The following is a 23,876-nucleotide window of genomic DNA, read 5'->3' as shown; positions in this document are numbered from 1 at the left end:
GTCCGACGGCGTCAGGAGGTGGTTAGGTCACGGCAGGCGGGGTAGCCACTGCGAGTGACCGCATCTGCCCGCGTCTGACCGTTTTTAGCTGCTTACGGGGTGTGACTCGGGCCACGAAGATTGGGCGTAACGCTCGTGGAAACAACGCGATGACCTAAGAGGTGACAGCCGCGGAGGGAATACGGACGCCGTACAAGGCGCTGTGCATCTTCCCGGCCCCCGCCCGCGCCGTCGGCCCACCCCCAGGCCGGTGGTCGGCTCCTGTCCGCAGTGGACGGGGCCGGAAGCCGTTTTCCAACGTTCCGAGAGGTTGTTCGTGTCGGCCAGCACATCCCGTACGCTCCCGCCGGAGATCGCCGAGTCCGTCTCTGTCATGGCGCTCATTGAGCGGGGAAAGGCTGAGGGGCAGATCGCCGGCGACGATGTGCGTCGGGCCTTCGAAGCTGACCAGATTCCGGCCACTCAGTGGAAGAACGTACTGCGCAGCCTCAACCAGATCCTCGAGGAAGAGGGTGTGACGCTGATGGTCAGTGCCGCGGAGCCCAAGCGCACCCGAAAGAGCGTCGCAGCGAAGAGTCCGGCCAAGCGCACCGCCACCAAGACGGTCGCGGCGAAGACGGTGACCACGAGGAAGGCCGCCGCCCCCACGACCGCCCCGGCCGCGCCCGCTGTCGACGACCCCGCCGAGGAAGCCGCCCCCGCCAAGAAGGCGGCTGCCAAGAAGACGACCGCCAAGAAGGCGGTCGCGAAGAAGGCCGCCCCCGCCAAGAAGACGGCGGCCAAGAAGACCACCGCCAAGAAGGACGACGTCGAGCTCCTCGAGGACGAGGTGCTGGAAGAGGCTCCCAAGGCCGGCGACGAGCCGGAGGGCGCCGAAAGCGCCGGCTTCGTGCTCTCCGACGAGGACGAGGACGACGCGCCCGCGCAGCAGGTCGCGGCCGCCGGTGCCACCGCCGACCCGGTCAAGGACTACCTCAAGCAGATCGGCAAGGTCCCGCTGCTCAACGCCGAGCAGGAGGTCGAGCTCGCCAAGCGCATCGAGGCCGGTCTTTTCGCCGAGGACAAGCTGGCCAACGCCGACAAGCTCGCGCCGAAGCTCAAGCGTGAGCTGGAGATCATCGCCGAGGACGGCCGCCGCGCCAAGAACCACCTGCTGGAGGCCAACCTCCGTCTGGTGGTCTCGCTGGCCAAGCGCTACACCGGCCGCGGCATGCTCTTCCTGGACCTCATCCAGGAAGGCAACCTCGGTCTGATCCGCGCGGTCGAGAAGTTCGACTACACCAAGGGCTACAAGTTCTCCACGTACGCCACCTGGTGGATCCGTCAGGCGATCACCCGCGCGATGGCCGACCAGGCGCGCACCATCCGTATCCCGGTGCACATGGTCGAGGTCATCAACAAGCTCGCGCGCGTGCAGCGCCAGATGCTCCAGGACCTGGGCCGCGAGCCCACTCCGGAGGAGCTGGCCAAGGAACTCGACATGACCCCGGAGAAGGTCATCGAGGTCCAGAAGTACGGGCGAGAGCCCATCTCGCTGCACACCCCGCTGGGTGAGGACGGCGACAGCGAGTTCGGTGACCTCATCGAGGACTCCGAGGCCGTCGTCCCGGCCGACGCGGTCAGCTTCACGCTCCTGCAGGAGCAGCTGCACTCCGTCCTCGACACCCTGTCCGAGCGCGAGGCCGGTGTGGTCTCCATGCGCTTCGGTCTCACCGACGGTCAGCCGAAGACCCTCGACGAGATCGGCAAGGTGTACGGCGTCACCCGTGAGCGGATCCGCCAGATCGAGTCCAAGACCATGTCGAAGCTGCGTCACCCGTCGCGCTCGCAGGTGCTGCGCGACTACCTCGACTAGTCGACCCGCTGCACATCGACAGCGAAGGCCCGGCTTCCGGAAACGGGAGCCGGGCCTTCGCTGTCGGTGCGCGGGTGCGCGTCGCCGTGCGCTGAATCACTCTGGGTGTCCACCGGTCACTCCAGAGTGAGGAGCGTGCATGCTTCGTCCCTTTGCCCGGGCGTTGACCCGGCCGTTGGTCCTGGCGACGGCGGCAGTCGCACTACCGCTGGTGTCCGCGGCCCCGGCGGCCTCCGGCGGTGTCGTCGTGGGCGGTGTCCCGGTCGACGTCTCCCAGAGCCCGTGGACCGTCGCACTGTCCAGCCGTGACCGGTTCGGAGGTATGCGGGCGGGCCAGTTCTGTGGGGGTGTGGTGGTCGGCCCGCACACCGTGCTCACCGCGGCCCACTGTCTGGGGAAGGAGGTGCTGGGATCGCCTCCCGCACGTGATCTGAAGGTCATCGAGGGCCGCACGGATCTCTTCAGTGACAAGGGGCGGGAGATCTCCGTAACGAGCATCTGGGTGAATCCCGGCTATGACAGGGACAGCAAGTCCGGGGACTTCGCCGTGCTCAAACTAGCCGAGCCTCTCCCGCGGACGGCGGTCATCGGCATGGCCGCGGCGGGGGATCCGGCATACAAGGCCGGGACGGAGGCCGCGGTCTACGGCTGGGGCGACATCACCGGATTCGGCTCCTACGCCCACAGCCTGCGGGCCGCACGCGTCCATGTGCTGCCCGACACCCTCTGCGAGCTCGCGTACCCCGCAACGTCCGACGACGGCACCTACACGGCGAAGACGATGGTGTGCGCCGGGGAGGTGCGTGGTGGCCGCGACGCCTGCCAGGGCGACAGTGGCGGGCCGCTGGTCGCGGGAGGCCGGCTGATCGGGCTCGTGTCCTGGGGCAGCGGCTGCGGGCGCCCGGGCGACCCCGGCGTCTACACGCGCGTGTCCGACCTGGTGCGGGTACTGGGCTGGAATGTGGGCTCCCGGGGTGCGGCAAAGGGCCCTGAGAGGGCCTGAGCCCCCGATTCGGGGGACGAGTGCGGGCGGCCGCCCCTGGGAGCAGGGGCGGCCGCCCGCGTACCGGCCTGTGCCGGTTCTGGCTCGTCGTGGAACGCGAACGGTCAGCGCTCTTCGTCGGAGGCGGATGCGGGAACGGCCGTCAGCCGCTCCGTCTCGTCCTGTATCTCAGCGGCGATCTTCTTGAGTTCCGGCTCGAACTTGCGGCCGTGGTGGGCGCAGAAGAGCAGTTCTCCGCCGCTGAGCAGGACGACGCGCACGTACGCCTGTGCGCCGCAGCGGTCGCAGCGGTCAGCGGCCGTCAGCGGGCTCGCGGGGGTCAGAACAGTAGTCACGTCGCCTCTTCTCTAGCTCGACGAGCTGTCGTACCAGGGTCAACATCCAACCAGCCCCAAAACGTTCCCGCTCGTGGCTTCTCCTCGAAAAAATCTTTCGAGGCGGCCGTCTGCTGCCGGTTTGGCGGCGAATGTGCCGTATTACGTGTCTGTTGTGTCGTACGGTTTCGCGCTGTCGGTCATGGTTAGGTCCCCCCGGCTGGATTGCCGGTTTGTTCATGAGGACGTGCCCGGAGCCTAAATGGTTCATGCCTCGAAGGGAACGTGATATGTACTTCACTCCATCGAGGGATCGAACACTCATGCGACTCTGGACTACTGTGAGTTCAGACGAGGGTGGCGTTACAACGGCTCTACCAGGCCTCGGTACCCTTTTGGCGGCGACCGAAGCCGCGCCCTTACCCAGAAGGGCCCACCCTGAAATTCAGCGAGGAGCGAACCGCGTGACCGCCGAGACGTCCGTGCCGTCCACAGCGCTGCTGGCAGGAGCAGACCGGGACGGTTCCAACTACACCGCGCGGCACCTGCTCGTCCTCGAGGGCCTCGAGGCCGTGCGCAAGCGCCCGGGTATGTACATCGGATCGACCGACAGCCGTGGTCTCATGCACTGCCTGTGGGAGATCATCGACAACTCCGTCGATGAGGCCCTCGGTGGTTACTGCGACCACATCGAGGTGATCCTCCACGACGACGCCTCGGTGGAGGTCCGCGACAACGGCCGGGGCATCCCCGTCGACGTCGAGCCGAAGACCGGCCTGTCCGGCGTCGAGGTCGTCATGACCAAGCTGCACGCCGGCGGCAAGTTCGGCGGCGGCTCCTACGCCGCCTCCGGCGGTCTGCACGGCGTCGGCGCCTCCGTGGTGAACGCCCTGTCGGCCCGCCTGGACGTCGAGGTGGACCGCAGCGGGCACACGCACGCGATCAGCTTCCGCCGCGGTGTCCCCGGCGCCTTCGCGGCGGACGGGCCGGACGCCAAATTCGAGGCCAAGGGCGGCCTGCGCAAGGCCAAGAAGATCACCAAGACCCGCACCGGCACGCGCGTGCGGTACTGGGCCGACCGACAGATCTTCCTCAAGGACGCCAAGCTCTCCCTGGAGACCCTGCACCAGCGCGCTCGCCAGACCGCGTTCCTCGTCCCCGGCCTGACGATCGTCGTCCGCGACGAGTACGGCCTCGGCGAGGGCGGCAGCAAGGGCGAGGAGTCCTTCCGCTTCGACGGCGGCATCAGCGAGTTCTGCGAGTACCTGGCCAGCGACAAGCCCGTCTGCGATGTCCTCCGCTTCACGGGACAGGGCACCTTCAAGGAGACGGTCCCGGTCCTCGACGACCACGGCCAGATGACCCCGACGGAGGTCACCCGCGAACTCGGCGTCGACGTGGCGCTGCGTTGGGGCACCGGCTACGACACGACGCTGCGGTCGTTCGTCAACATCATCGCCACGCCCAAGGGCGGCACCCACGTGGCCGGCTTCGAGCAGGCCGTCACCAAGACGATGAACGAGGTGCTGCGCGCCAAGAAGCTGCTGCGCGTCGCCGAGGACGACATCGTCAAGGACGACGCTCTCGAGGGCCTGACCGCCGTGGTCACCGTCCGCCTCGCCGAGCCGCAGTTCGAGGGGCAGACCAAGGAGGTGCTCGGCACCTCGGCGGCCCGCCGGATCGTGAACACCGTGATCTCCAAGGAGCTCAAGGCGTTCCTGACCTCCACCAAGCGTGACGCCGCCGCTCAGGCACGGGTCGTCATGGAGAAGGCGGTCGCCGCGGCACGCACGCGTATCGCCGCCCGGCAGCACAAGGACGCGCAGCGCCGCAAGACGGCCCTGGAGTCCTCCTCGCTGCCCGCCAAGCTCGCTGACTGCCGCAGCGACGACGTCGACCGAAGCGAGCTGTTCATCGTCGAGGGCGACTCGGCGCTCGGCACCGCGAAGCTCGCCCGGAACTCCGAGTTCCAGGCGCTGCTGCCGATCCGGGGCAAGATCCTCAACGTCCAGAAGTCGTCCGTGACCGACATGCTCAAGAACGCCGAGTGCGGCGCGATCATCCAGGTCATAGGAGCGGGCTCGGGGCGGACCTTCGATATCGACGCGGCCCGCTACGGCAAGATCATCATGATGACCGACGCCGATGTGGACGGCTCCCACATCCGGTGCCTGCTGCTGACTCTCTTCCAGCGGTACATGCGGCCGATGGTCGAGGCCGGCCGGGTCTTCGCCGCCGTGCCGCCGCTGCACCGCATCGAGCTCATCCAGCCCAAGAGGGGCCAGGACAAGTACGTCTACACCTACTCGGACCGCGAGCTGCGCGACAAGCTCATGGAGTACCAGAGCAAGGGCGTCCGGTACAAGGACTCCATCCAGCGCTACAAGGGTCTCGGTGAGATGGACGCCGACCAGCTGGCCGAGACGACGATGGACCCGCGCCACCGCACCCTGCGCCGCATCAACCTCTCCGACCTCGAAGCGGCGGAGCAGGTCTTCGACCTGCTCATGGGCAACGACGTGGCGCCGCGCAAGGAGTTCATCTCCAGCTCTGCGGCGACGCTGGACCGGTCGCGCATCGACGCGTAGCGCTGCGCTCGGCTCGGGCGGCGTGCCGCGTGGTCGGGAGTGAGGCTGCGAAGCGCGCTGGGAGTGGGGCGGTGGTCGTCTCTTCTGGTCGCTGGGGCGGTTGCCGCGCGGTTCTCCATCCGAGGGCCCGGGGTGTTCTCCATCCGTGGGTGGAGAACACAGCCCTTGAAGGTCCACCCATGATCCACCCCGGCTCCGATCTCCGGAGCCGCGCGTTTCCGTAGCGTCGAAGGCGTCGGCGGCACTCGCTGTCGGCAGCCCCTTCCCGCTCACGGAGGCTGCGATGTCCGGGCTTGTCAACGCGTTGCTGATCGTGGCCGTGGCCGGCCTGGTGATCGCGCGCCAGTTCCGCGCGAGCCGCGTGGAAACGGGCCCGCGCTCGTGGGTCCTGCCCGGCATCCTGGCCCTTCGCGAGCCCGAGCTGGTCGACCCTCAGCATCACACGGCGTCCGCTCCGGCCTTCTGGCGCGGCGCGCGCACTGCCTGCCGCCCGCCCCCTCGCATCCCACGGCGTACGGTGACCACCTGCCCCGGTCCGCGGTGAAGGAGCGCGTATGACGGAGAACGTCTGGACGCGCTGGCCCTCCCGGGAGGCGCTCGGCCATGCCGGGATCTCGCAGGCCAGGCGCGTACTGGCCTGGGCCGTACGGCTGCTGGTGCTCGGCGTGTTGTTGTGGAGCGCCTTCCACGACAGCCGGGTCCATGGCTGGGTCACGGTCGTCGGGGTCGGCGGAGTGCTCCTGGCAGCTGGACTGGCCTGGGCGTTCTTCCGGATGACGCTCGTGCACCGCCTCTGGCCGTCGCTCGTGCCGCTGCTCCTGCTGCTGGGGCTCGCCGCCGGCGCGCAGGCCATGGACTTCCGTTCCCAGGCCATCGTCCTGTGGTGCGGGTGCGCCATCGCGGCGTTGGAGCGACTGCCGTCCGCCGCCGCGCTGCCGTCGGCGGCGCTGGGGCTCGGCGCGTTCGCCGTGGTCAACGCCGACCCCTGGCTGACAACGGCCGCCACCGCGGGCGGCATGGCCCTCGCCGGATACACCCTGCGCCTGGACGCCGAGGCCCGGGGCAGCGCTCAGCGGCTGCTCGCCCAGGAGAGGGCGGCGCGCGCGGCCGAGGCGGAGTCGGCCGCGCTCGCGGAGCGGGCCCGGATCGCCCGGGAGATCCACGACGTCCTGGCCCACAGTCTCTCGGCGCAGCTCGTCCACCTGGAAGCGGCCCGGCTGTTGATCGAGAGAGGTGCGGATCGCGAGCAGATACTCGAACGGGTGGTGGCGGCGCGCGGTATGGCCCGTGACGGTCTGGACGAGACCCGGCAGGCGCTCTCCGCGCTGCGGGGCGAGATCACGCCCTTGGAGGACTTCCTGACCGAGCTCGTCCGTAAGGCCGACGGCGCCGAGGTCACCGTAGGGGGAGACCGCAGACCACTGTCGGCCGAGGCGTCGCAGGCGGTGCGCAGAGTGGCGCAGGAAGCACTGACGAATGTACGCAAGCACGCCCCCGGTGCCACAGTGAGCCTGCGGTTGGAGTACGGGCCGAGTGAAGTGACCCTGACGGTACGGGACTCGGGAGGTTCGCCGGGTGAATTCGCCGAGGCGGGAGGCGGGTACGGTCTGCTGGGGATGCGGGAGCGTGCCGAGCTGCTGGGCGGTTCGCTCGACGCGGGGCCGGAGGAGGAAGGCTTTGTGGTGACGTTGAAGGTGCCGGTATGACGGAGGAGGCGGAGAGGAAGCCCGCACGGGTCGTGGTGGCGGACGACCAGACCGTCGTCCGGGAAGGCATCGCGATGCTGCTCGGGCTGTTGCCGGGGGTAGAGGTCGTGGGCGCCGCGGCGGACGGGCACGAGGCGGTGAGACTCGTCGCCGAACTCGCCCCGGACGTGGTGCTGATGGATCTGCGGATGCCCCGCTGCGACGGGGTCGAGGCGACGAGACGCATCCGGGCGGAGCATCCCGGTACACAGGTCGTGGTCCTCACGACATACGCGGACGACGACTCCCTGTTCCCCGCGCTGAGGGCGGGGGCGCGCGGGTACCTCACCAAGGACGCCGACGGGGAGGCGATCGTACGGGCCGTGCAGAGTGTGCTGTCCGGTGATGCGGGGCTGTCGCCGGGCGTGCAGAGACGACTGCTGGAGCGCCTCTCAGCGCCCGAGCCCCAGCCGACGGCGTCCGCGGCAGCACCGGACGGGCTGACCACACGGGAGACGCAGGTGCTGGTCCTGATCGCCGAAGGGCTCAGCAACCAGGAGATCGCCCGCAAACTGCATGTGTCCACCGCGACCGTGAAGACCCACATCAACAACATGTTCACCAAGACCGGACTCAAGGACCGAGCCCAGGCGGTGCGTTACGCGTTCTGGAAGGGGCTGGTGCGGCCGCCGGGGTGAGTGGGCCATGGTCACCTGATGGGGTGAAGAGCAGAAGGAAGAAGAGTCAGGGATCTACCCGTTCTGTCCAAAATTGGGCATGCAGTCAAGCAACGGCCGCGCCGGTGGCAGCGGGGGCGGTCTCGAAAGTGCGGACGATCATCGGCAGGGGCACGGACCGGCGTTCGTCGAGGCGTCCCGGGGCGTGCGGTACGAGGATCCGTGGTACGAATCGTTCGCCTCGGGCTGGGCCGAGTCGGGCGGACCGGTCGCCTCGGAGTCCGGCGGACCGGGCGCGTCCGTGTCGGGGGTACCGGTCGCACGTGGTCGGCGGGAGGACGGGGCCGTGGCGGCGGCTCAGGTCTATCTCGAAGTGCAGCGCAGCGCGGCCTTCCAAGAGGTGCGCAGCCGGTACCGGCGGTTCGTGATCCCGGCGGTCGCGGGTTTCTTCCTCTGGTACGTCGGCTACGTCGTGACCGCGACGACGGCGCCCGGATTCATGGCCCGGCCGGTGGTCGGCGCGGTGAACGTGGCGCTGATCGCGGGGCTCGGGCAGTTCCTCAGTACGTTCCTCCTCACCTGGGCGTACTCCCGGCACGCACGGCTGCGCAGGGATCGGGCGGCGCTCGAACTGCGCTGGGACACCCAGGAGCTGACACGCGAGGCGCGAGGAGGTGCGGTGTGACCGGCAACCATCAGACTGTGGCGCTGCTGCTGTTCAGCGCGTTCATCGCCGTCACCCTCGGGATCACGACATGGGTGAGTCGCAACCGGCATGGCTCGGCGGAGGAGTTCTATGCCGGGGGCCGGCTGTTCTCACCGATGGAGAATGGTTTTGCCATCGCGGGCGACTACATGTCGGCCGCCTCCTTCCTCGGCATCTCCGGGCTCATCGCGCTCTTCGGGTACGACGGGCTGCTGTACTCGGTGGGCTTCCTGGTGGCCTGGCTGGTGGTGCTGTTCCTCGTGGCGGAACTCGTGCGCAACTGCGGACGGTTCACGCTCGCCGACGTGATCGCCGCGCGGATGCGCGAGCGGCCGGTGCGGATCGCGGCGGGAACCTCCTCGGTCACGGTGTCCGTTCTCTATCTGGTGGCGCAGATGGTGGGCGCGGGCAGCCTGGTCGCGCTGCTCCTCGGCAGGACCGGTGAGATGGCCCAGGCCTGGGCCGTCATCGGTGTCGGTGCGCTCATGGTGACCTATGTGTCGTTGGGAGGGATGAGGGCCACCACCTGGATCCAGATCGTCAAGGCGGTGCTGCTGCTGGGCGGCACGATCGTGCTCACCGTGCTCGTCCTGGTGCGCTTCCACGGTGACTTCGACCGGCTGCTGCTCACGGCGGCCGAGCGCAGCGGGCACGGCGCCGCGTTCCTGGCGCCCGGGCTGAAGTACGGCGGCGACTGGACCGCACGGTTGGACTTCATGAGCCTGGGACTCGCGCTGGTGCTGGGTACGGCGGGGCTGCCGCACATCCTGTCCCGCTTCTACACGGTGCCGACCGCGCGGGCCGCCCGGCGGTCCGTCGTCTGGTCGATCGGGCTGATCGGCGGCTTCTACCTGATGACGATCGTGCTCGGCTTCGGGGCGGCGGCGATCGTCGGCCCGGACGCCGTGCGCGCGTCGAACGCGGCCGGGAACACAGCGGTTCCGCTCCTGGCCCTCGACCTGGGCGGCGGAGCCGACTCCATGGGGGGAACGGTTCTGTTCGCGATGGTGGCGGCCGTCGCCTTCGCCACGATCCTCGCCGTGGTCGCCGGGATCACGCTCGCCTCCTCGGCGTCCGTGGCCCACGATCTGTACGCCTCGCTGCGGCGCAGGCGCTCCGAGCCCCACAGCGAGGTCGCGGTGGCGCGGGCCGCCGCCGTCGGTATCGGTGCGGTCGCGATCGGACTCGGGCTGCTGGCCCGCGACCTCAACGTCGCCTTCCTGGTGGGCCTGGCCTTCGCCGTCGCCGCGTCCGCCAACCTGCCGGTCCTGCTGTACTCGCTGTTCTGGCGGAGCTTCACCACGCGAGGAGCCGTGTGGTCGATGTACGGCGGGCTGGTCCCGGCCCTGGTGCTCGTGCTGCTGTCGCCGGTCGTGTCGGGCACCCCGCAGTCGCTCTTCCCCGGCGTCGACTTCCAGCTCTTCCCCTTGCAGAACCCGGGCCTGGTCTCGATCCCGCTCGGCTTCCTCGCGGGCTGGCTCGGCACGGTCACCTCGACGGAAGTCGCGGACGAGGCCAAGCACGCGGAGACGGAGGTGCGGTCGCTGACGGGAGCGGGCGCCGTCTAGAGATCTTCAAGGCTGGGTCCGGAAGCCTTCCATGGCTGGAGTCACGGGAGTCCCGCAGGGCTGGGAGTCACGGGAGTCCTCCAGGTGCGAGGGCGACGGAGGTCCTCCAGGGGCGAAGCGTCGGTGGTCCTCCAGGATTGAGGCGACGGGGGACTTTCAGGGCTGGCTCCACGGGCGTCTTCAGGGCAAGGGCCACCGAGGTGACGAGTGGGTCCCGTCTCGGCAGGGAGTTCATCGAGACGGCGACGGGCCGCGTACGTATCCCAGGAGGAGCACGGTCCTTCCCCCGCCCTTAGGGCCGCGCCTCAAGCGCGGGTCGCCCACACGTAACGGTGTTCCGGGCGGCCCGCGTCCCCGTATTTCAGGGTCAGTCGCGCCCGTCCCGTGCGCTCCAGGAGCTTCAGGTAGCGCTGGGCGGTCTGGCGGCTCACCCCGGTCCGGTCGGCGATCTCCTGGGCCGACAGAGGGCCCTCGGCGCTCAGCAGGGACTGGCGTACGAGTTCCGCCGTGGTGGGGGAGTGCCCTTTGGGCAGCCCGGGCTCCGACGGCGTGGACAGCGCGCCGAAGATGCGGTCGACGTCGGCCTGTTCGGCCTCGCCGCCGCCGTCGAGGGTGCGGCGCAGCTCCGCGTACGCCTCCAGCTTGGCGCGCAGGCCCGCGAAGGCGAACGGTTTGACGAGGTACTGCAGGGCGCCCTGGCGCATCGCCGCCTGCACGGTCGAGACGTCCCGCGCGGCCGTCACCATGATCACGTCGGTCTGGTGACCGCGGCGGCGCATCTCCTGGACGACCTCCAGGCCCGTCTCGTCGGGCAGGTAGTGATCCAGCAGGACCAGGTCCAGCCGGGGCAGCAGCTCCAGCTGGTGCAGCGCCTCGGCCGCACTGTGCGCCTCGCCGGCGACGTGGAAGCCCGGCACCTTCTCGACGTAGGCGGCGTTGACCTGGGCGACCCTGGTGTCGTCGTCCACGACCAGGACCTCGATCATCGGGATTCCTCCTCGACAGCGCTCTGCGCGGTGGCGGCCAGCGCGGGTTCCAGATCGGGCGCGGCCAGCGCCTCGGGCAGGACGACGGTGAACTCGGCGCCGCCGCCGTGCGCCTCACCGACCGACGCGCTGCCGCCCTGACGTTCGGCGAGCCGGCGCACCAGGGACAGCCCGATGCCGCGCTTGCCGTGTGCCGGCGGCTTCTTGGTGGACCAGCCCTCGGTGAAGACCAACTCGCGCTGCTCGGCCGGAATTCCGGGCCCGGTGTCCCGTACTCGCAGGACGGCTGTGCGTCCCTCGGTGCGCAGTTCGACCTCCACGCGCGCGTGCGGGGTGCCCGCGACGGCGTCGAGCGCGTTGTCGACCAGGTTGCCGACGACCGTGACCAGCCCGCGCGGATCGACCAGCCGGTCGGGGAGCCGGGTGCGGTCCGAGACCCACAGGGCGACGCCGCGCTCGGCGGCGACGGTCGCCTTGCCCACCAGCAGGGCGGCGAGCAGCGGGTCCTCGATCTTCTCGGTCACCTGTTCGGCGGTCGCTCGGTGGTCGCCGACCACCTCGCCGACGAACTCCACGGCGTCGTCGTACATCTCCAGTTCCAGCAGCCCGAGCAGGGTGTGCATACGGTTGGCGTGTTCGTGGTCCTGGGCGCGCAGCGCGTCGATCAGACCGCGTGTGGAGTCGAGTTCGCGGCCGAGCTGCTCCAGCTCGGTGCGGTCGCGCAGGGTGGCGACGGCGCCGCCGTCGTCGGTGGGCATGCGGTTGGTGACCAGGACGCGCTGGCCGCGCACGGTCAGCAGGTCGGTGCCGGTCACCCGGCCGGCCAGCACATCGGCCGTGCGGCCCTCGCCGAGCGCCTCGTCGGGCGACCGGCCCACCGCCTCGTCCCCGATGCCCAGGAGACGCTGCGCCTCGTCGTTGAGCAGGCGGACACGTCCGGCGCGGTCCAGGGCGACGACGCCCTCCCGGATGCCGTGCAGCATCGCCTCGCGCTCCGCGAGCAGTGCCGAGATGTCGGAGAAGGCCAGGTCGCGGGTCTGCCGCTGGACCCGCCGGGAGATCAGCCAGGCGGCCAGGGCGCCCACGGCGAGCGCGCCGCCGGCGTACGCGAAGAGTCCCGGGATCGCGTGGATCAGCCGGGCGCGCACACTGTCGTACTCGATGCCGACCGAGACCGCGCCGATGATCGTGCCGTCGGCGTCGCGCAGGGGCACCTTGCCGCGGGCCGAGCGGCCCAGGGTGCCGTTGTCGATCTCCATGACGGCCCGGCCGGCCAGGGCCTGGCTGGGGTCCGTCGAGACATGACCGCCGATCTCCTTGCGGTCGGGATGCGACCAGCGCACGCCGCGCAGGTCCATCACGACGACGTACTCGGCGCCGCTCGCCGTGCGGATCCGTTCCGCCTCCCGTTGCACGGGGCCGTCGACCGTCGGGGGCGTGCTCCGGAGGTCCTCGGCGATCTGCGGCACCGCCGCCGTGGTCTGCGCGATGGCGAGCGCGCGGCGCATCGCCTGGTCGTCGAGCTGAGCGCTGAGCGGGGCGAGGAACAGCCCGGTCGCGAGCACCACGACCCCCGCGGCGATCGCCAGTTGCATCAGCAGAACCTGCGAGAACACGCGCCGGGGCATCCCGAGGCGCAGGCGGCGGCCGGGGGGAGTGGGACTCATACCCAAGACGGTACGTGGGCGGGCCGGTCAAGCCGTAGGGGTGTGTGGCGCGGATCTCTTGCTCGACCACAAAGCCGTCAGATCACACAGAAGTGGGGAAAGACGACCGGGTTTATCAACTCGCCAGTGCCGCGGTCGCCAGCTCGCGCAGCGAGACCACGTCCATCCGCGCGGGTGAACCGAGGACCGACGCCCCGCAGCTCTCCGGGCGGGGTGGCTGGGACGCCCCGTGGGCCACCACGACCCGCCAGTGGCGTCCGTCCATGTGCGCGACGGTCACCTCCCAGCGCGGCGCCTCGCCGTTCGTAGGGACCACGCTGACGTCCGTACGGACCACGCTGAGCGCCTGGGCGGCGTCCTCGCCGATCGCCGCCCGCACGGCCAGGTCCGCCGCCTGGCCGGGCCGCTCCCAGGCCGTACTCCCACGGCACCCCTCCGTCACGATCCGCCCCTCCTCGACGCCGTGCAGCACTTCCTTGACGGTGTGCGCCTCGGCGCGGCCGTACGCGTAGCCGTACGGCAGGACGAGCACGGTGGGCGAGAAACGGTGACCCCCCAGATGGGTGACCTCCCAGACGCCGTCCACCCCGGAGGCGGCCAGTTCGGCGGCGAGGGGGCGGCCGAGGAGGGCGCAGCAGCGGTCGCGCTTTCCGTTGGTGCACACGAGCGCGAGCGGATCACCGGTGTGCGGTCCGCCGCCCAGCGCGGTGTCGAAGGTGTGGTGCTCGCCCCGGCCGAGTGCGGCGAAGTCCATGTCCAGCAGTCGGCGCGGCTCGCTGGTCATGGCGCTGCGCAGCCACACCTTTCCCGGAACGGTGTGGGCCGCGTACACCCGCCGCAGGGGCGGAGTGCCGCAGTCCGCGTGGCGTCCCGGGCGCCGGATGAGCGCCACGCGGACGCCGGTGCCCTGTGCGGTTGCCTCCAGGGCGCGGCCCACCGCGGGGTCCAGGTGGCTCGAAACGAGCGCCTTGGCACCCCAGGGGCCGGGCTGTTCCAGCAACAGCCAGGTCCTCGCCGTGGGCGCGGTCGCGGACATGGGCTCGCCCAGGTCCTGCGAGACGGTCGTGCACGTACTCACAGAGGTGAGCCTAACCTGACTTGACGCGCTGCGAATTCCAGTCGGGACGTGTCCTGCCCCGATGCACCCGCGCGTACGTCGCGCAACAAGGGCCCGAGGCATCGACGGTTCTCGCGTCGTACCTGGTCACAGGGGTGCTGTGCCAGTCCGGAGGGATCGGGTTCCCGGGCGCCGGCGAATTGTGCGGGCATCGCCCGAAGCGGTGGGCGGGACGTCGGACGGCAGATGCCCGTTCACTTCGCCGTGCATCTCCGGCTCGTATCCTGGCCCGGCATTCCGTCCTCGTGCGTGCGCCGGGCCGTGAGCCGGTGCACGCGTAGGTGTCAGAAGGGTCGCACGTTGACGCAGAGCCGTCCCCCGCAGCAGATCCCGGTCGTCGTTCTCGCCGGATTCCTCGGCTCCGGCAAGACGACCCTGCTCAACCATCTCCTCCACCGCAGCGGAGGCAGCCGGATCGGCGCGATCGTGAACGACTTCGGCGCCATCGAGATCGACGCCATGGCCGTGGCCGGCGCGCTCGGCGACTCCACCGTCTCCCTCGGCAACGGCTGTCTGTGCTGCGCCGTCGACGCCAGTGAGCTGGACGTCTACCTGGAACGGCTCGCCCGGCCCGCCACCGGCATCGACGTCGTCGTCATCGAGGCCAGCGGGCTCGCGGAGCCCCAGGAACTCGTCCGGATGGTGCTGGCCAGCGAGCATCCCGCGATCGTGTACGGCGGGCTCGTCGAGGTCGTCGACGCCGCCGAGTTCGACGACACGCGCGCCAGGCACCCCGAGATCGACCGGCACCTCGCGCTCGCCGACCTGGTGGTCGTGAACAAGCTCGACCGGGCGCCCGACGCCGACCGCGTCCTGGGGCTGGTGCGCTCGCTCACCGACCGGGCCGCCGTCGTTCCTGCCACCTACGGCCGTGTCGACCCCGAGTTCCTCTTCGACTGCCGGCCGAGCGAGGAGCGGATCGGTCAGCTCTCGTTCGACGATCTGCACCGCCACGACGAGGGACCGTCGGACGGCCACGGCGACCACCTGCATACCGCCTACGACAGCCTCTCCTTCGCCTCCGAGGTCCCACTCGACCCGCGCCGGCTGATCGCGTTCCTCGACAGCCGGCCCGAGGGCCTCTACCGGATCAAGGGGTACGTCGACTTCGGCCCGCACGACCCCGCCAACCGGTACGCCGTGCATGCCGTCGGGCGCTTCCTCCGCTTCTACCCCGAGCCGTGGCCGGCCGCCGAGGAGCGCCGCACCCAGCTGGTCCTCATCGGCTCCGGCATCGACGCGTCCGCTCTCGGCAAGGAGCTGGAGGCGTGCAAGAGCGACGCCCCACACGCCGACGAGTACGGCATGTGGGGCGTTCTGCGCTACGTCCAGGAGCCGGACGGGAGCGCCGGCCGGACCATCGCGGAGACCGCCGACGGGACGGCCGACGGGGCCGCCGACGAGGAGGACATCGACGAGACCACCGTCATCGACATCGACGACGATGAGGACATCGACATCGACGCCGACGAGCGTGCCTAGACCGGTCCGGCCACCACCGCCACCGTCTTCGCCAGCGACACACCCGAGCCGTCACGGCGCGGGTCGAGGTCCGGCAGCTCGGCCGGCAGGCCGCTCTTCTGCGCCGCCCTGGCCGGAGTGGCGCCCGCCCAGGCCAGGGCGAGACAGTCCTCGCCCTTCAGGAACCGCTGGCAGCGCACACCGCCCGTGGCGCGGCCCTTGCGCGGGTACTGGTCGAACGGGGTCAGCTTCGCGGTCGTCTGCACCGAGTCGTCCAGCGTGCCGCGCGATCCGGCGACCGTGAAGACCACCGCGTCCACCGCCGGGTCCACCGCGGTGAACGAGATCACCTTCGCGCCCTCGGTGAGCTTGATGCCGGCCATGCCGCCCGCCGGCCGGCCCTGCGGGCGCACCTGGGAGGCCTGGTAGCGCAGCAGCTGCGCGTCGTCCGTGATGAAGACCAGGTCCTCCTCACCCGTGCGCAGCTCGACCGCACCGACGATCCGGTCGCCCTCCTTGAGGGTGATGACCTCCAGCTCCTCCTTGTTCGACGGATAGTCGGGCACGACCCGCTTGACCACGCCCTGTTCCGTACCGATCGCCAGGCCCGGGGAGGACTCGTCGAGCGTGGTCAGGCAGACCACCGTCTCGTCGCCCTCCAGGGAGACGAACTCCGCGAGCGGCGCGCCGCCCGACAGATTCGGCGTCGACGCCGTGTCCGGGAGCTGCGGCAGGTCGACGACGTTGATCCGCAGCAGACGGCCCGTCGAGGTGACCGCGCCGATCTCGCCACGCGCGGTGGCCGGCACCGCCGAGACGATCACGTCGTGCTTGGTGCGCCTGGCGTCCGCGTCCTGCGCGAAGGGCTCGTCGTTCGCCGTACGGGCCAGCAGCCCCGTCGAGGACAGCAGCACCCGGCAGGGGTCGTCGGCGACCTGGAGCGGAACGGCGGCGGCCGGGGCGCCCGCGGACTCCAGCAGGACCGTACGCCGCTCGGTGCCGAACTTCTTGGCCACCGCGGCCAGTTCGCCCGAGACCAGCTTGCGCAGCTCCGCGTCCGACTCCAGGATCCGGGTCAGCTCCGCGATCTCCTCGTTGAGCTTCTCCTTCTCCGCCTCCAGCTCGATGCGGTCGTACTTGGTGAGGCGGCGCAGCGGGGTGTCGAGGATGTACTGCGTCTGGATCTCCGACAGCCCGAAGCGCTCGATCAAACGTTCCTTGGCCTGCGCGCTGTTCTCGCTGGAGCGGATCAGCCGGATGACCTCGTCGATGTCGACGAGAGCCGTGAGCAGGCCCTCCACCAGGTGCAGACGGTCACGACGCTTGCTCCGGCGGAACTCGCTGCGGCGGCGCACGACCTCGAAGCGGTGGTCGAGGTAGACCTCCAGGAGCTCCTTCAGGCCCAGCGTGAGCGGCTGGCCGTCCACCAGCGCCACGTTGTTGATGCCGAAGGACTCCTCCATCGGCGTCAGCTTGTACAGCTGCTCCAGGACCGCCTCCGGCACGAAGCCGTTCTTGATCTCGATGACCAGGCGCAGGCCGTGCTCCCGGTCGGTGAGGTCCTTGACGTCGGCGATGCCCTGGATCTTCTTGGAACCGACCAGGTCCTTGATCTTGGCGATGACCTTCTCGGGGCCGACGGTGAAGGGCAGTTCGGTGACGACCAGGCCCTTCCGGCGGGCCGTCACCGTCTCCACCGACACCGTGGCGCGGATCTTGAAGGTGCCGCGGCCCGTCTCGTAGGCGTCCCTGATCCCGGAGAGGCCGACGATCCGGCCGCCGGTGGGCAGGTCCGGGCCCGGGACGTACTTCATCAGCGCGTCCAGGTCCGCGCCCGGGTGGCGGATCAGGTGCCGGGCGGCCGCGATGACCTCGCCCAGGTTGTGCGGCGGCATGTTGGTGGCCATACCGACCGCGATGCCCGAGGAGCCGTTGACCAGGAGGTTCGGGAAGGCGGCGGGCAGCGCCACCGGCTCCTGCTCCTGACCGTCGTAGTTGGGCGCGAAGTCGACGGTGTCCTCGTCGATCGACTCCGTCATCAGGCTCGTCGCCGCGGCCTGGCGGCACTCGGTGTACCGCATGGCGGCCGGCGGGTCGTCGTTGCCCAGCGAGCCGAAGTTGCCGTGACCGTCGACCAGCGGCACGCGCATGGAGAACGGCTGGGCCATGCGCACCAGGGCGTCGTAGATCGACGCGTCGCCGTGGGGGTGCAGCTTGCCCATGACCTCGCCGACGACACGGGCGCACTTCACATAGCCGCGGTCGGGCCGCAGCCCCATCTCGTTCATCTGGTAGACGATGCGGCGGTGGACGGGCTTCAGCCCGTCGCGGGCGTCCGGCAGGGCGCGGGAGTAGATGACCGAGTACGCGTACTCGAGGAAGGAGCCCTGCATCTCGTCGACGACGTCGATGTCGAGGATCTTCTCCTCGTACGAGTCGTCGGGCGGCGGGGTCTTCGTGCTGCGGCGGGCCATCGCTGCCGGCTCCTCCTGTTTCTGGTCACTCGCCTAGGGGGTGGACGCGTCCCCTTCGGCCGGCTCCTGCCGGAGCGTGTGACGGGATCTGACGCGGACCATTGTGGACCGTGGCACTGACAGCGCGGGCCGGGGCCCGGCCTCGGCCGGCCACCCCGCGCGCCGAGGCACCTCGGCCATGGCTGCCCGCAGGCTACGCGATCTCGCTCTCGGCGTACGTCGTCCGGGAACTTCGCCGCCGCTCCGCACGCTTGCATACAGTGGCAGGACCGGCAGGAAAACCGCGGTTTCGACGACCGCGTCCGCGATCGGAAGGGACGTACATGCCCATGGGTCACACGGCCACAGCCCAGGCAGGCTCCGGGGGCCTGACAGCGACCGAGCACCGCCTGGCCAACGGCCTGCGCGTGGTGCTCTCCGAGGACCACCTGACCCCCGTCGCCGCGGTGTGCCTCTGGTACGACGTCGGCTCGCGCCACGAAGTCAAGGGCCGTACCGGCCTGGCTCACCTTTTCGAGCACTTGATGTTCCAGGGCTCCGCCCAGGTCAAGGGCAACGGCCACTTCGAGCTGGTCCAGGGCGCCGGCGGCTCGCTGAACGGCACCACCAGCTTCGAGCGCACCAACTACTTCGAGACCATGCCCGCCCACCAGCTGGAGCTCGCGCTCTGGCTGGAGGCCGACCGCATGGGCTCCCTGCTGGCCGCCCTGGACGACGAGTCCATGGAGAACCAGCGCGACGTCGTGAAGAACGAACGCCGGCAGCGGTACGACAACGTCCCCTACGGCACCGCCTTCGAGAAGCTGACCGCCCTCGCCTACCCGGACGGCCACCCCTACCACCACACGCCGATCGGCTCCATGGCCGACCTGGACGCGGCGACCCTGGAGGACGCGCGCGCGTTCTTCCGCACCTACTACGCGCCCAACAACGCGGTCCTGTCGGTCGTCGGCGACATCGACCCGGAGCAGACCCTCGCCTGGATCGAGAAGTACTTCGGCTCCATCCCCTCCCACGACGGCAAGCCCGAGCCGCGTGACGGCTCCCTGCCGGACATCATCGGCGAGCAGCTGCGCGAGGTCGTCGAGGAGGAGGTCCCGGCCCGCGCCCTGATGGCCGCCTACCGGCTGCCGCAGGACGGCACGCGCGCGTGCGACGCGGTGGACCTGGCGCTCACCGTCCTGGGCGGCGGCGAGTCCTCCCGCCTGTACAACCGCCTCGTCCGCCGCGACCGTACGGCCGTCGCGGCCGGCTTCGGCCTGCTGCGGCTGGCCGGGGCGCCGTCCCTGGGCTGGCTGGACGTGAAGACGTCCGGTGACGTCGAGGTGCCCGTCATCGAGGCCGCCATCGACGAGGAGCTCGCCCGGTTCGCCGAGGAGGGGCCCACGGCCGAGGAGATGGAACGCGCGCAGGCCCAGTTGGAGCGCGAGTGGCTCGACCGTCTCGGCACGGTCGCCGGCCGCGCCGACGAACTGTGCCGGTTCGCTGTGCTGTTCGGTGACCCGCAGCTCGCCCTCACCGCCGTCCAGCGGGTGCTGGAGATCACGCCCGAGGAGGTGCGGGAGGTCGCCAAGGCCCGCCTGCGCCCCGACAACCGCGCGGTGCTCGTCTACGAGCCGACCGCCCCCGAAACCCCCGCCGACCAGGACGAGAACGAGGAGGCGGCCCAGTGACCGAGCTCGCCGCGATGGAGTTCCACCCGCAGCCCAGGGCGGGCGAGGCCAAGCCGTGGGCGTTCCCGGCGCCCGAGCGCGGCACGCTGGACAACGGCCTGACCGTGCTGCACTGCCACCGCCCCGGCCAGCAGGTCGTCGCCGTCGAGGTCCTCCTCGACGCCCCCCTGGACGCCGAGCCGGCCGGCCTGGACGGCGTCGCCACGATCATGGCGCGGGCCTTCTCCGAGGGCACCGACAAGCACTCGGCGGAGGAGTTCGCCGCCGAGCTGGAGCGCTGCGGCGCCACCCTCGACGCGCACGCCGACCACCCCGGCGTCCGCCTGAGCCTGGAGGTGCCCGCCTCCCGCCTCGCCAAGGCCCTCGGCCTGCTCGCCGACGCCCTCAGGGCGCCCGCGTTCGCCGACAGCGAGGTCGAGCGCCTCGTCCGCAACCGCCTGGACGAGATCCCGCACGAGTTGGCCAACCCCTCCCGGCGCGCCGCCAAGGAGCTCTACAAGGAGCTGTTCCCGGCCTCCGCGCGGATGTCGCGTCCGCGCCAGGGCACCGCGGAGACGGTCGAGACCATCGACTCCGCGGCCGTCCGCGCCTTCTACGAGAAGCACGTCCGCCCCGCCACCGCCACCGCCGTCGTGGTCGGTGACCTCACCGGCGTCGACCTGGCCGCGCTGCTCGGCGACACCCTGGGCGCCTGGACGGGTTCCGCGGTCCAGCCGCGGCCCGTCCCGCCGGTGACCGCCGACGACGCCGGCCGGGTCGTCATCGTGGACCGCCCCGGCGCCGTCCAGACGCAGCTGCTGATCGGCCGTATCGGCCCCGACCGGCACGCGCGCGTGTGGCCCGCGCAGGTCCTCGGCACCTACTGCCTCGGCGGCACGCTCACCTCCCGCCTGGACCGCGTCCTGCGCGAGGAGAAGGGTTACACCTACGGCGTGCGCGCCTTCGGGCAGGTCCTGCGCTCCGCCCCGGACGGCTCGGGCGCCGCGATGCTCGCCATCAGCGGCTCCGTCGACACGCCCAACACCGGTCCCGCGCTGGGGGACCTGTGGACGGTGCTGCGCACCCTCGCCGCCGAGGGCCTGACCGACGCCGAACGCGACGTCGCCGTGCAGAACCTGGTCGGCGTGGCGCCGCTGAAGTACGAGACCGCCGCGGCCGTCGCGAGCACCCTGGCCGACCAGGTCGAGCAGCACCTGCCCGACGACTACCAGGCGACGCTGTACCAGCAGCTCGCCGCGACCGGCACCGTGGAGGCCACCGCGGCGGCCGTGAGCGCCTTCCCGGTGGACCGGCTGGTCACCGTCCTCGTCGGGGACGCCGCGCAGATCAAGGAGCCCGTCGAGGCCCTCGGTATCGGCGAGGTGAAGGTCGTCCCGGCCGAGTAGCGGACAGCCGCGCCACGCGCGCGTGAGGGGCCCTGGTGGACGAACCTGCCACCAGGGCCCCCTGATGTCCGAATTGGGGGAGAGGTTGCCTGTCTGCCCTGTGGCATGCGCTACAAAAGCCGCGTTCCGTTTGGGGATTGACAGCGGGCGCGTTTAGCGTCGTCCGGGCTGTTCGTCGGGCACCGCGCCGCATCCGCGGCACCGGACAGTCATCGCCGAGTCCCCGTACGGCGCGAGCCAGGGGAGCCGGGGACCCAATCATGCAGTCCCTGGGGTGAATCGGACACCCGCGCGTGCCGCGAGGGTGCCCGTAGGAGACCTTCCTGCTCCGAACCCGTCAGCTAACCCGGTAGGCGAGAGGGAAGGAAAGGACCGCTCAACTTCATGGCGTTCACCTGCGCCACCGGGAAACACCGTCGCCCCAGCAGGATCAAGCGCGGCACCGCCCGCGCGGCGGGCATCGCGGCGCTCACCACCACCGGCGTCATCGGCACCGCCGCCTCCGGCCCCGCGATCGCCGCGGAGACCCCCGCCGAGCAGACCGGGCTCACCCCCGTCGTCACCATCGGCAACACCGTGGCCGAGCAGATCGACGACCAGGCCGCCGCGCAGCAGCAGGCCGCCCAGGAGGAGGCCGCGCGCAAGGAGGCCGCCGCCCTGGCCGCCGCGAAGGTCAAGGAGGAGCGCGAGATCCGCGCCCGTGCCGCGCGCGAGGCCGAGCGCAAGCGCCTCAACACCTTCGTCTCGCCGATCACCGGCTCCTATGTCTCCACCGGCTACCGGTCCGGCGGTTCCCTGTGGTCCTCCGGCAGCCACACCGGCATCGACTTCCACGCATCCAGCGGCACCCCCGTGCACGCCGTCGGTCTCGGCACCGTGGTGGAGGCGGGCTGGGGCGGCGCGTACGGCAACCAGGTCGTGATCCGGATGAACGACGGCACGTACACCCAGTACGGCCACCTGTCGTCGATCAGCGTCTCGGTGGGCCAGAAGGTCACCCCGGGCCAGCAGATCGCCCTCTCCGGCGCCACCGGCAACGTCACCGGCCCGCACCTGCACTTCGAGGCCCGTACGACCCCGGAGTACGGCTCGGACATCGACCCGGTCGCCTACCTCCGCAAGCACGGCGTGAACGTCTGACGCAGCACGTCCGACGACGAACGGCGACAGATCGTCCAGCCCCGGCCCGCGCGGCCGGGGCTTTCGCCGTTTCATGCCTCCCGTTGTCCAAAAAATATCCATGGATTCCGACCCGCCATCGGAAATTCCGACCCATTGCAATAGAGTCACTGACCACACGTCATTCGTCGACGTTTCACGGGGATTAAGGCGGAGGTCGGTCATGCGTATTCCGGCGCACTCGGTGTGCACGGCCATCCGGGACGACATCGTCGCGGGTGTCTACGAGCGCGGCAGCCGCCTCACCGAGGAACTCCTCGCGCGCCGCTACGGCGTCTCGCGCGTCCCCGTCCGCGAGGCCCTGCGCACCCTGGAGGCGGAGGGCTTCGTCGTCACCCGGCGGCACGCGGGCGCGTGCGTCGCGGAACCGACCGAGCAGGAGGCCGCCGACCTGCTGGAGATGCGCCTGCTCCTGGAGCCGCTCGGGGCCGCCCGGGCCGCCCAGCGGCGCACCGAGGCACACCTGAAGGTGCTGCGCGGCCTCGTGCGGCTGGGCCAGGAGCGCGCCAGGAGGGGCAACAGCGAGGATCTGCGCTCCCTGGGCGGCTGGTTCCACGAGACGCTCGCCCAGGCCTCCGGCAGCCACGCCCTGACCTCGACCCTCACCCAGCTGCGCCACAAGATCGCCTGGATGTACACGCTGGAGGCGCCGGCCAACCCCGTGGAGTCCTGGGCGGAGCACGGCGCGATCGTGGACGCGGTGGCGCGCGGCGACGGCGAGCGCGCGCGGGCGGTAACGGCGCTGCACACCGAGCGCTCGGCCTCGGCGCACCGCCTGCGCTTTTCCGGCGGCGACCGTGTGAGGACTTCGCAACACGTCGTAAACATGTCGGGCCCGCGGCATTAACACAGGGGCCGTATACAAAGAGGGGATATTCAGCGGAGGTGCATTTCCGCTGCCTTTTTATCGCGCCTCGGGAATTTCCCGGCGGTGCGCTATCCGCGTGCCCTTCGGCGTTTTCCGGCGCTCCCGACGATTTCCCCCTGCCGGGTGCCGGAAACGGCCGAGCCGCGCCGCCGGCTGCCACAAAACGCGGAGCCCCACCGCCCGGTTTCAGAAAGCGCGGAGCCCTACCGCCCGGACAACCGCCGAGCCCCGCCGCCCGGAAACGGCGGAGCCGCGCCGCCCAGGTGGGGCGACGCGGCTCCGAACGTACGGCGAGCGCGGCTCAGACGGTCTCGGGAAGCTCCTCGAGCCCCTCGGATACCAGCTTCGCCAGCCGGTCGAGGGCGACGTCCGCACCCTCGGCGTCGGAGGCGAGAACGATCTCCTCGCCGCCCTGGGCGCCCAGGCCGAGGACCGCCAGCATGGAGGCCGCGTTGACGGGGTTGCCGTCGGCCTTGGCGATCGTGACCGGGACGCCTGCGGCCGTGGCGGCTCGGACGAAGATGGAGGCGGGGCGGGCGTGGAGGCCCTCGGCCCAGCCGACGTTGACGCGGCGCTCAGCCATGTGATGCTGCCCTTCAGTGTTCAGGGTTGTCTAGACCAGTGTTCCACACGTGAAGCGTGCCCGGAACGGTCCTGCGTCCCGTTCCGC

Annotated in this window: 18 protein-coding genes, 1 pseudogene and 1 riboswitch; of the genes and pseudogenes, 13 read left to right on the top strand and 6 right to left on the bottom strand. The window is 70.6% G+C overall.

Features of this window, described 5'->3' with window-relative positions:
• Positions 1–316: 316 nt before the first annotated feature.
• Entirely contained in the window at positions 317–1,855 is a 1,539-nt protein-coding gene (locus ALMP_RS10665) for an RNA polymerase sigma factor (protein ID WP_264926354.1), read from the top strand.
• A 139-nt stretch (positions 1,856–1,994) separates the two neighbouring features.
• Complete coding sequence (locus ALMP_RS10660; RefSeq protein WP_264926352.1) at positions 1,995–2,858, top strand: serine protease; 864 nt, start codon at positions 1,995–1,997, stop codon at positions 2,856–2,858.
• A gap of 104 nt (positions 2,859–2,962) precedes the next feature.
• Here ALMP_RS10660 and ALMP_RS10655 read toward each other — a convergent pair whose 3' ends face one another.
• Positions 2,963–3,193, bottom strand: a complete 231-nt coding sequence (locus ALMP_RS10655) for a hypothetical protein (protein ID WP_189939320.1) — start codon at positions 3,191–3,193, stop codon at positions 2,963–2,965.
• A 443-nt stretch (positions 3,194–3,636) separates the two neighbouring features.
• Between ALMP_RS10655 and ALMP_RS10650 the strand changes: the two genes are divergently transcribed.
• From ALMP_RS10650 to ALMP_RS10625, 6 genes and pseudogenes are all read left to right on the top strand, one after another.
• Positions 3,637–5,760 carry a type IIA DNA topoisomerase subunit B gene (locus tag ALMP_RS10650; RefSeq protein WP_264926349.1) on the top strand — a complete coding sequence of 708 codons (2,124 nt, stop codon included), beginning with the start codon at positions 3,637–3,639 and terminating at the stop codon, positions 5,758–5,760.
• Positions 5,761–6,043: 283 nt separating this feature from the next.
• Positions 6,044–6,214: pseudogene (locus ALMP_RS10645) on the top strand (DUF1453 domain-containing protein); the annotation flags it as partial.
• A 100-nt stretch (positions 6,215–6,314) separates the two neighbouring features.
• The gene (locus ALMP_RS10640) at positions 6,315–7,466 is read left to right on the top strand and encodes a sensor histidine kinase (protein ID WP_264926347.1); all 1,152 of its coding nucleotides are present in this window, start codon (positions 6,315–6,317) and stop codon (positions 7,464–7,466) included.
• A complete protein-coding gene (locus ALMP_RS10635; protein WP_264926345.1) occupies positions 7,463–8,143 on the top strand; it encodes a response regulator transcription factor in 681 nt (226 codons plus the stop codon). The genes ALMP_RS10640 and ALMP_RS10635 overlap by 4 nt, the downstream gene beginning before the upstream one ends.
• Positions 8,144–8,222: 79 nt before the next feature.
• The gene (locus tag ALMP_RS10630; protein WP_264926343.1) at positions 8,223–8,807 is read left to right on the top strand and encodes a DUF485 domain-containing protein; all 585 of its coding nucleotides are present in this window, start codon (positions 8,223–8,225) and stop codon (positions 8,805–8,807) included.
• Positions 8,804–10,396, top strand: a complete 1,593-nt coding sequence (locus ALMP_RS10625) for a cation acetate symporter (protein WP_264926341.1) — start codon at positions 8,804–8,806, stop codon at positions 10,394–10,396. The genes ALMP_RS10630 and ALMP_RS10625 overlap by 4 nt, the downstream gene beginning before the upstream one ends.
• Before the next feature lie 305 nt (positions 10,397–10,701).
• Here ALMP_RS10625 and ALMP_RS10620 read toward each other — a convergent pair whose 3' ends face one another.
• From ALMP_RS10620 to ALMP_RS10610, 3 genes are all read right to left on the bottom strand, one after another.
• Positions 10,702–11,382 carry a response regulator gene (locus tag ALMP_RS10620; protein WP_264926339.1) on the bottom strand — a complete coding sequence of 227 codons (681 nt, stop codon included), beginning with the start codon at positions 11,380–11,382 and terminating at the stop codon, positions 10,702–10,704.
• Positions 11,379–13,049: a sensor histidine kinase gene (locus ALMP_RS10615; RefSeq protein ID WP_264926337.1), complete on the bottom strand. Its 1,671-nt coding sequence runs from the start codon at positions 13,047–13,049 to the stop codon at positions 11,379–11,381. The genes ALMP_RS10620 and ALMP_RS10615 overlap by 4 nt, the downstream gene beginning before the upstream one ends.
• Positions 13,050–13,164: 115 nt before the next feature.
• Entirely contained in the window at positions 13,165–14,127 is a 963-nt protein-coding gene (locus ALMP_RS10610) for a sucrase ferredoxin (RefSeq protein ID WP_264926335.1), read from the bottom strand.
• 339 nt (positions 14,128–14,466) lie between these two features.
• Here ALMP_RS10610 and ALMP_RS10605 point away from each other — a divergent pair, with 339 nt between their 5' ends.
• Positions 14,467–15,648: a GTP-binding protein gene (locus ALMP_RS10605; protein WP_264926316.1), complete on the top strand. Its 1,182-nt coding sequence runs from the start codon at positions 14,467–14,469 to the stop codon at positions 15,646–15,648.
• Here ALMP_RS10605 and ALMP_RS10600 read toward each other — a convergent pair.
• Entirely contained in the window at positions 15,645–18,101 is a 2,457-nt protein-coding gene (locus tag ALMP_RS10600; protein ID WP_264926302.1) for a DNA topoisomerase (ATP-hydrolyzing) subunit A, read from the bottom strand. The genes ALMP_RS10605 and ALMP_RS10600 overlap by 4 nt on opposite strands.
• A 323-nt stretch (positions 18,102–18,424) precedes the next feature.
• Between ALMP_RS10600 and ALMP_RS10595 the strand changes: the two genes are divergently transcribed.
• The 4 genes from ALMP_RS10595 (at position 18,425) to ALMP_RS10580 (ending at position 23,185) form a co-directional block, all read left to right on the top strand.
• Entirely contained in the window at positions 18,425–19,774 is a 1,350-nt protein-coding gene (locus ALMP_RS10595) for a pitrilysin family protein (protein ID WP_264926300.1), read from the top strand.
• Positions 19,771–21,159: a pitrilysin family protein gene (locus ALMP_RS10590; RefSeq protein WP_264926299.1), complete on the top strand. Its 1,389-nt coding sequence runs from the start codon at positions 19,771–19,773 to the stop codon at positions 21,157–21,159. Before ALMP_RS10595 ends, ALMP_RS10590 begins: the two co-directional genes overlap by 4 nt.
• Before the next feature lie 203 nt (positions 21,160–21,362).
• Positions 21,363–21,530, top strand: a riboswitch (cyclic di-AMP (ydaO/yuaA leader).
• 13 nt (positions 21,531–21,543) lie between these two features.
• A complete protein-coding gene (locus ALMP_RS10585; protein ID WP_264926298.1) occupies positions 21,544–22,299 on the top strand; it encodes a M23 family metallopeptidase in 756 nt (251 codons plus the stop codon).
• A gap of 202 nt (positions 22,300–22,501) precedes the next feature.
• Positions 22,502–23,185, top strand: a complete 684-nt coding sequence (locus ALMP_RS10580) for a GntR family transcriptional regulator (protein WP_264926296.1) — start codon at positions 22,502–22,504, stop codon at positions 23,183–23,185.
• Between the two features lie 322 nt (positions 23,186–23,507).
• Here the strand turns inward: ALMP_RS10580 and ALMP_RS10575 are convergent, their stop codons facing one another.
• Complete coding sequence (locus tag ALMP_RS10575) at positions 23,508–23,789, bottom strand: HPr family phosphocarrier protein (protein WP_184565564.1); 282 nt, start codon at positions 23,787–23,789, stop codon at positions 23,508–23,510.
• Between the last annotated feature and the right edge of the window lie 87 nt (positions 23,790–23,876).

Origin of the sequence: Streptomyces sp. A012304, from assembly GCF_026008495.1 — a bacterium.
Classification (GTDB): domain Bacteria; phylum Actinomycetota; class Actinomycetes; order Streptomycetales; family Streptomycetaceae; genus Streptomyces.
Note: the sequence above shows the minus strand (reverse complement) of the source record. Positions and strands in the feature narration are given on the sequence as shown.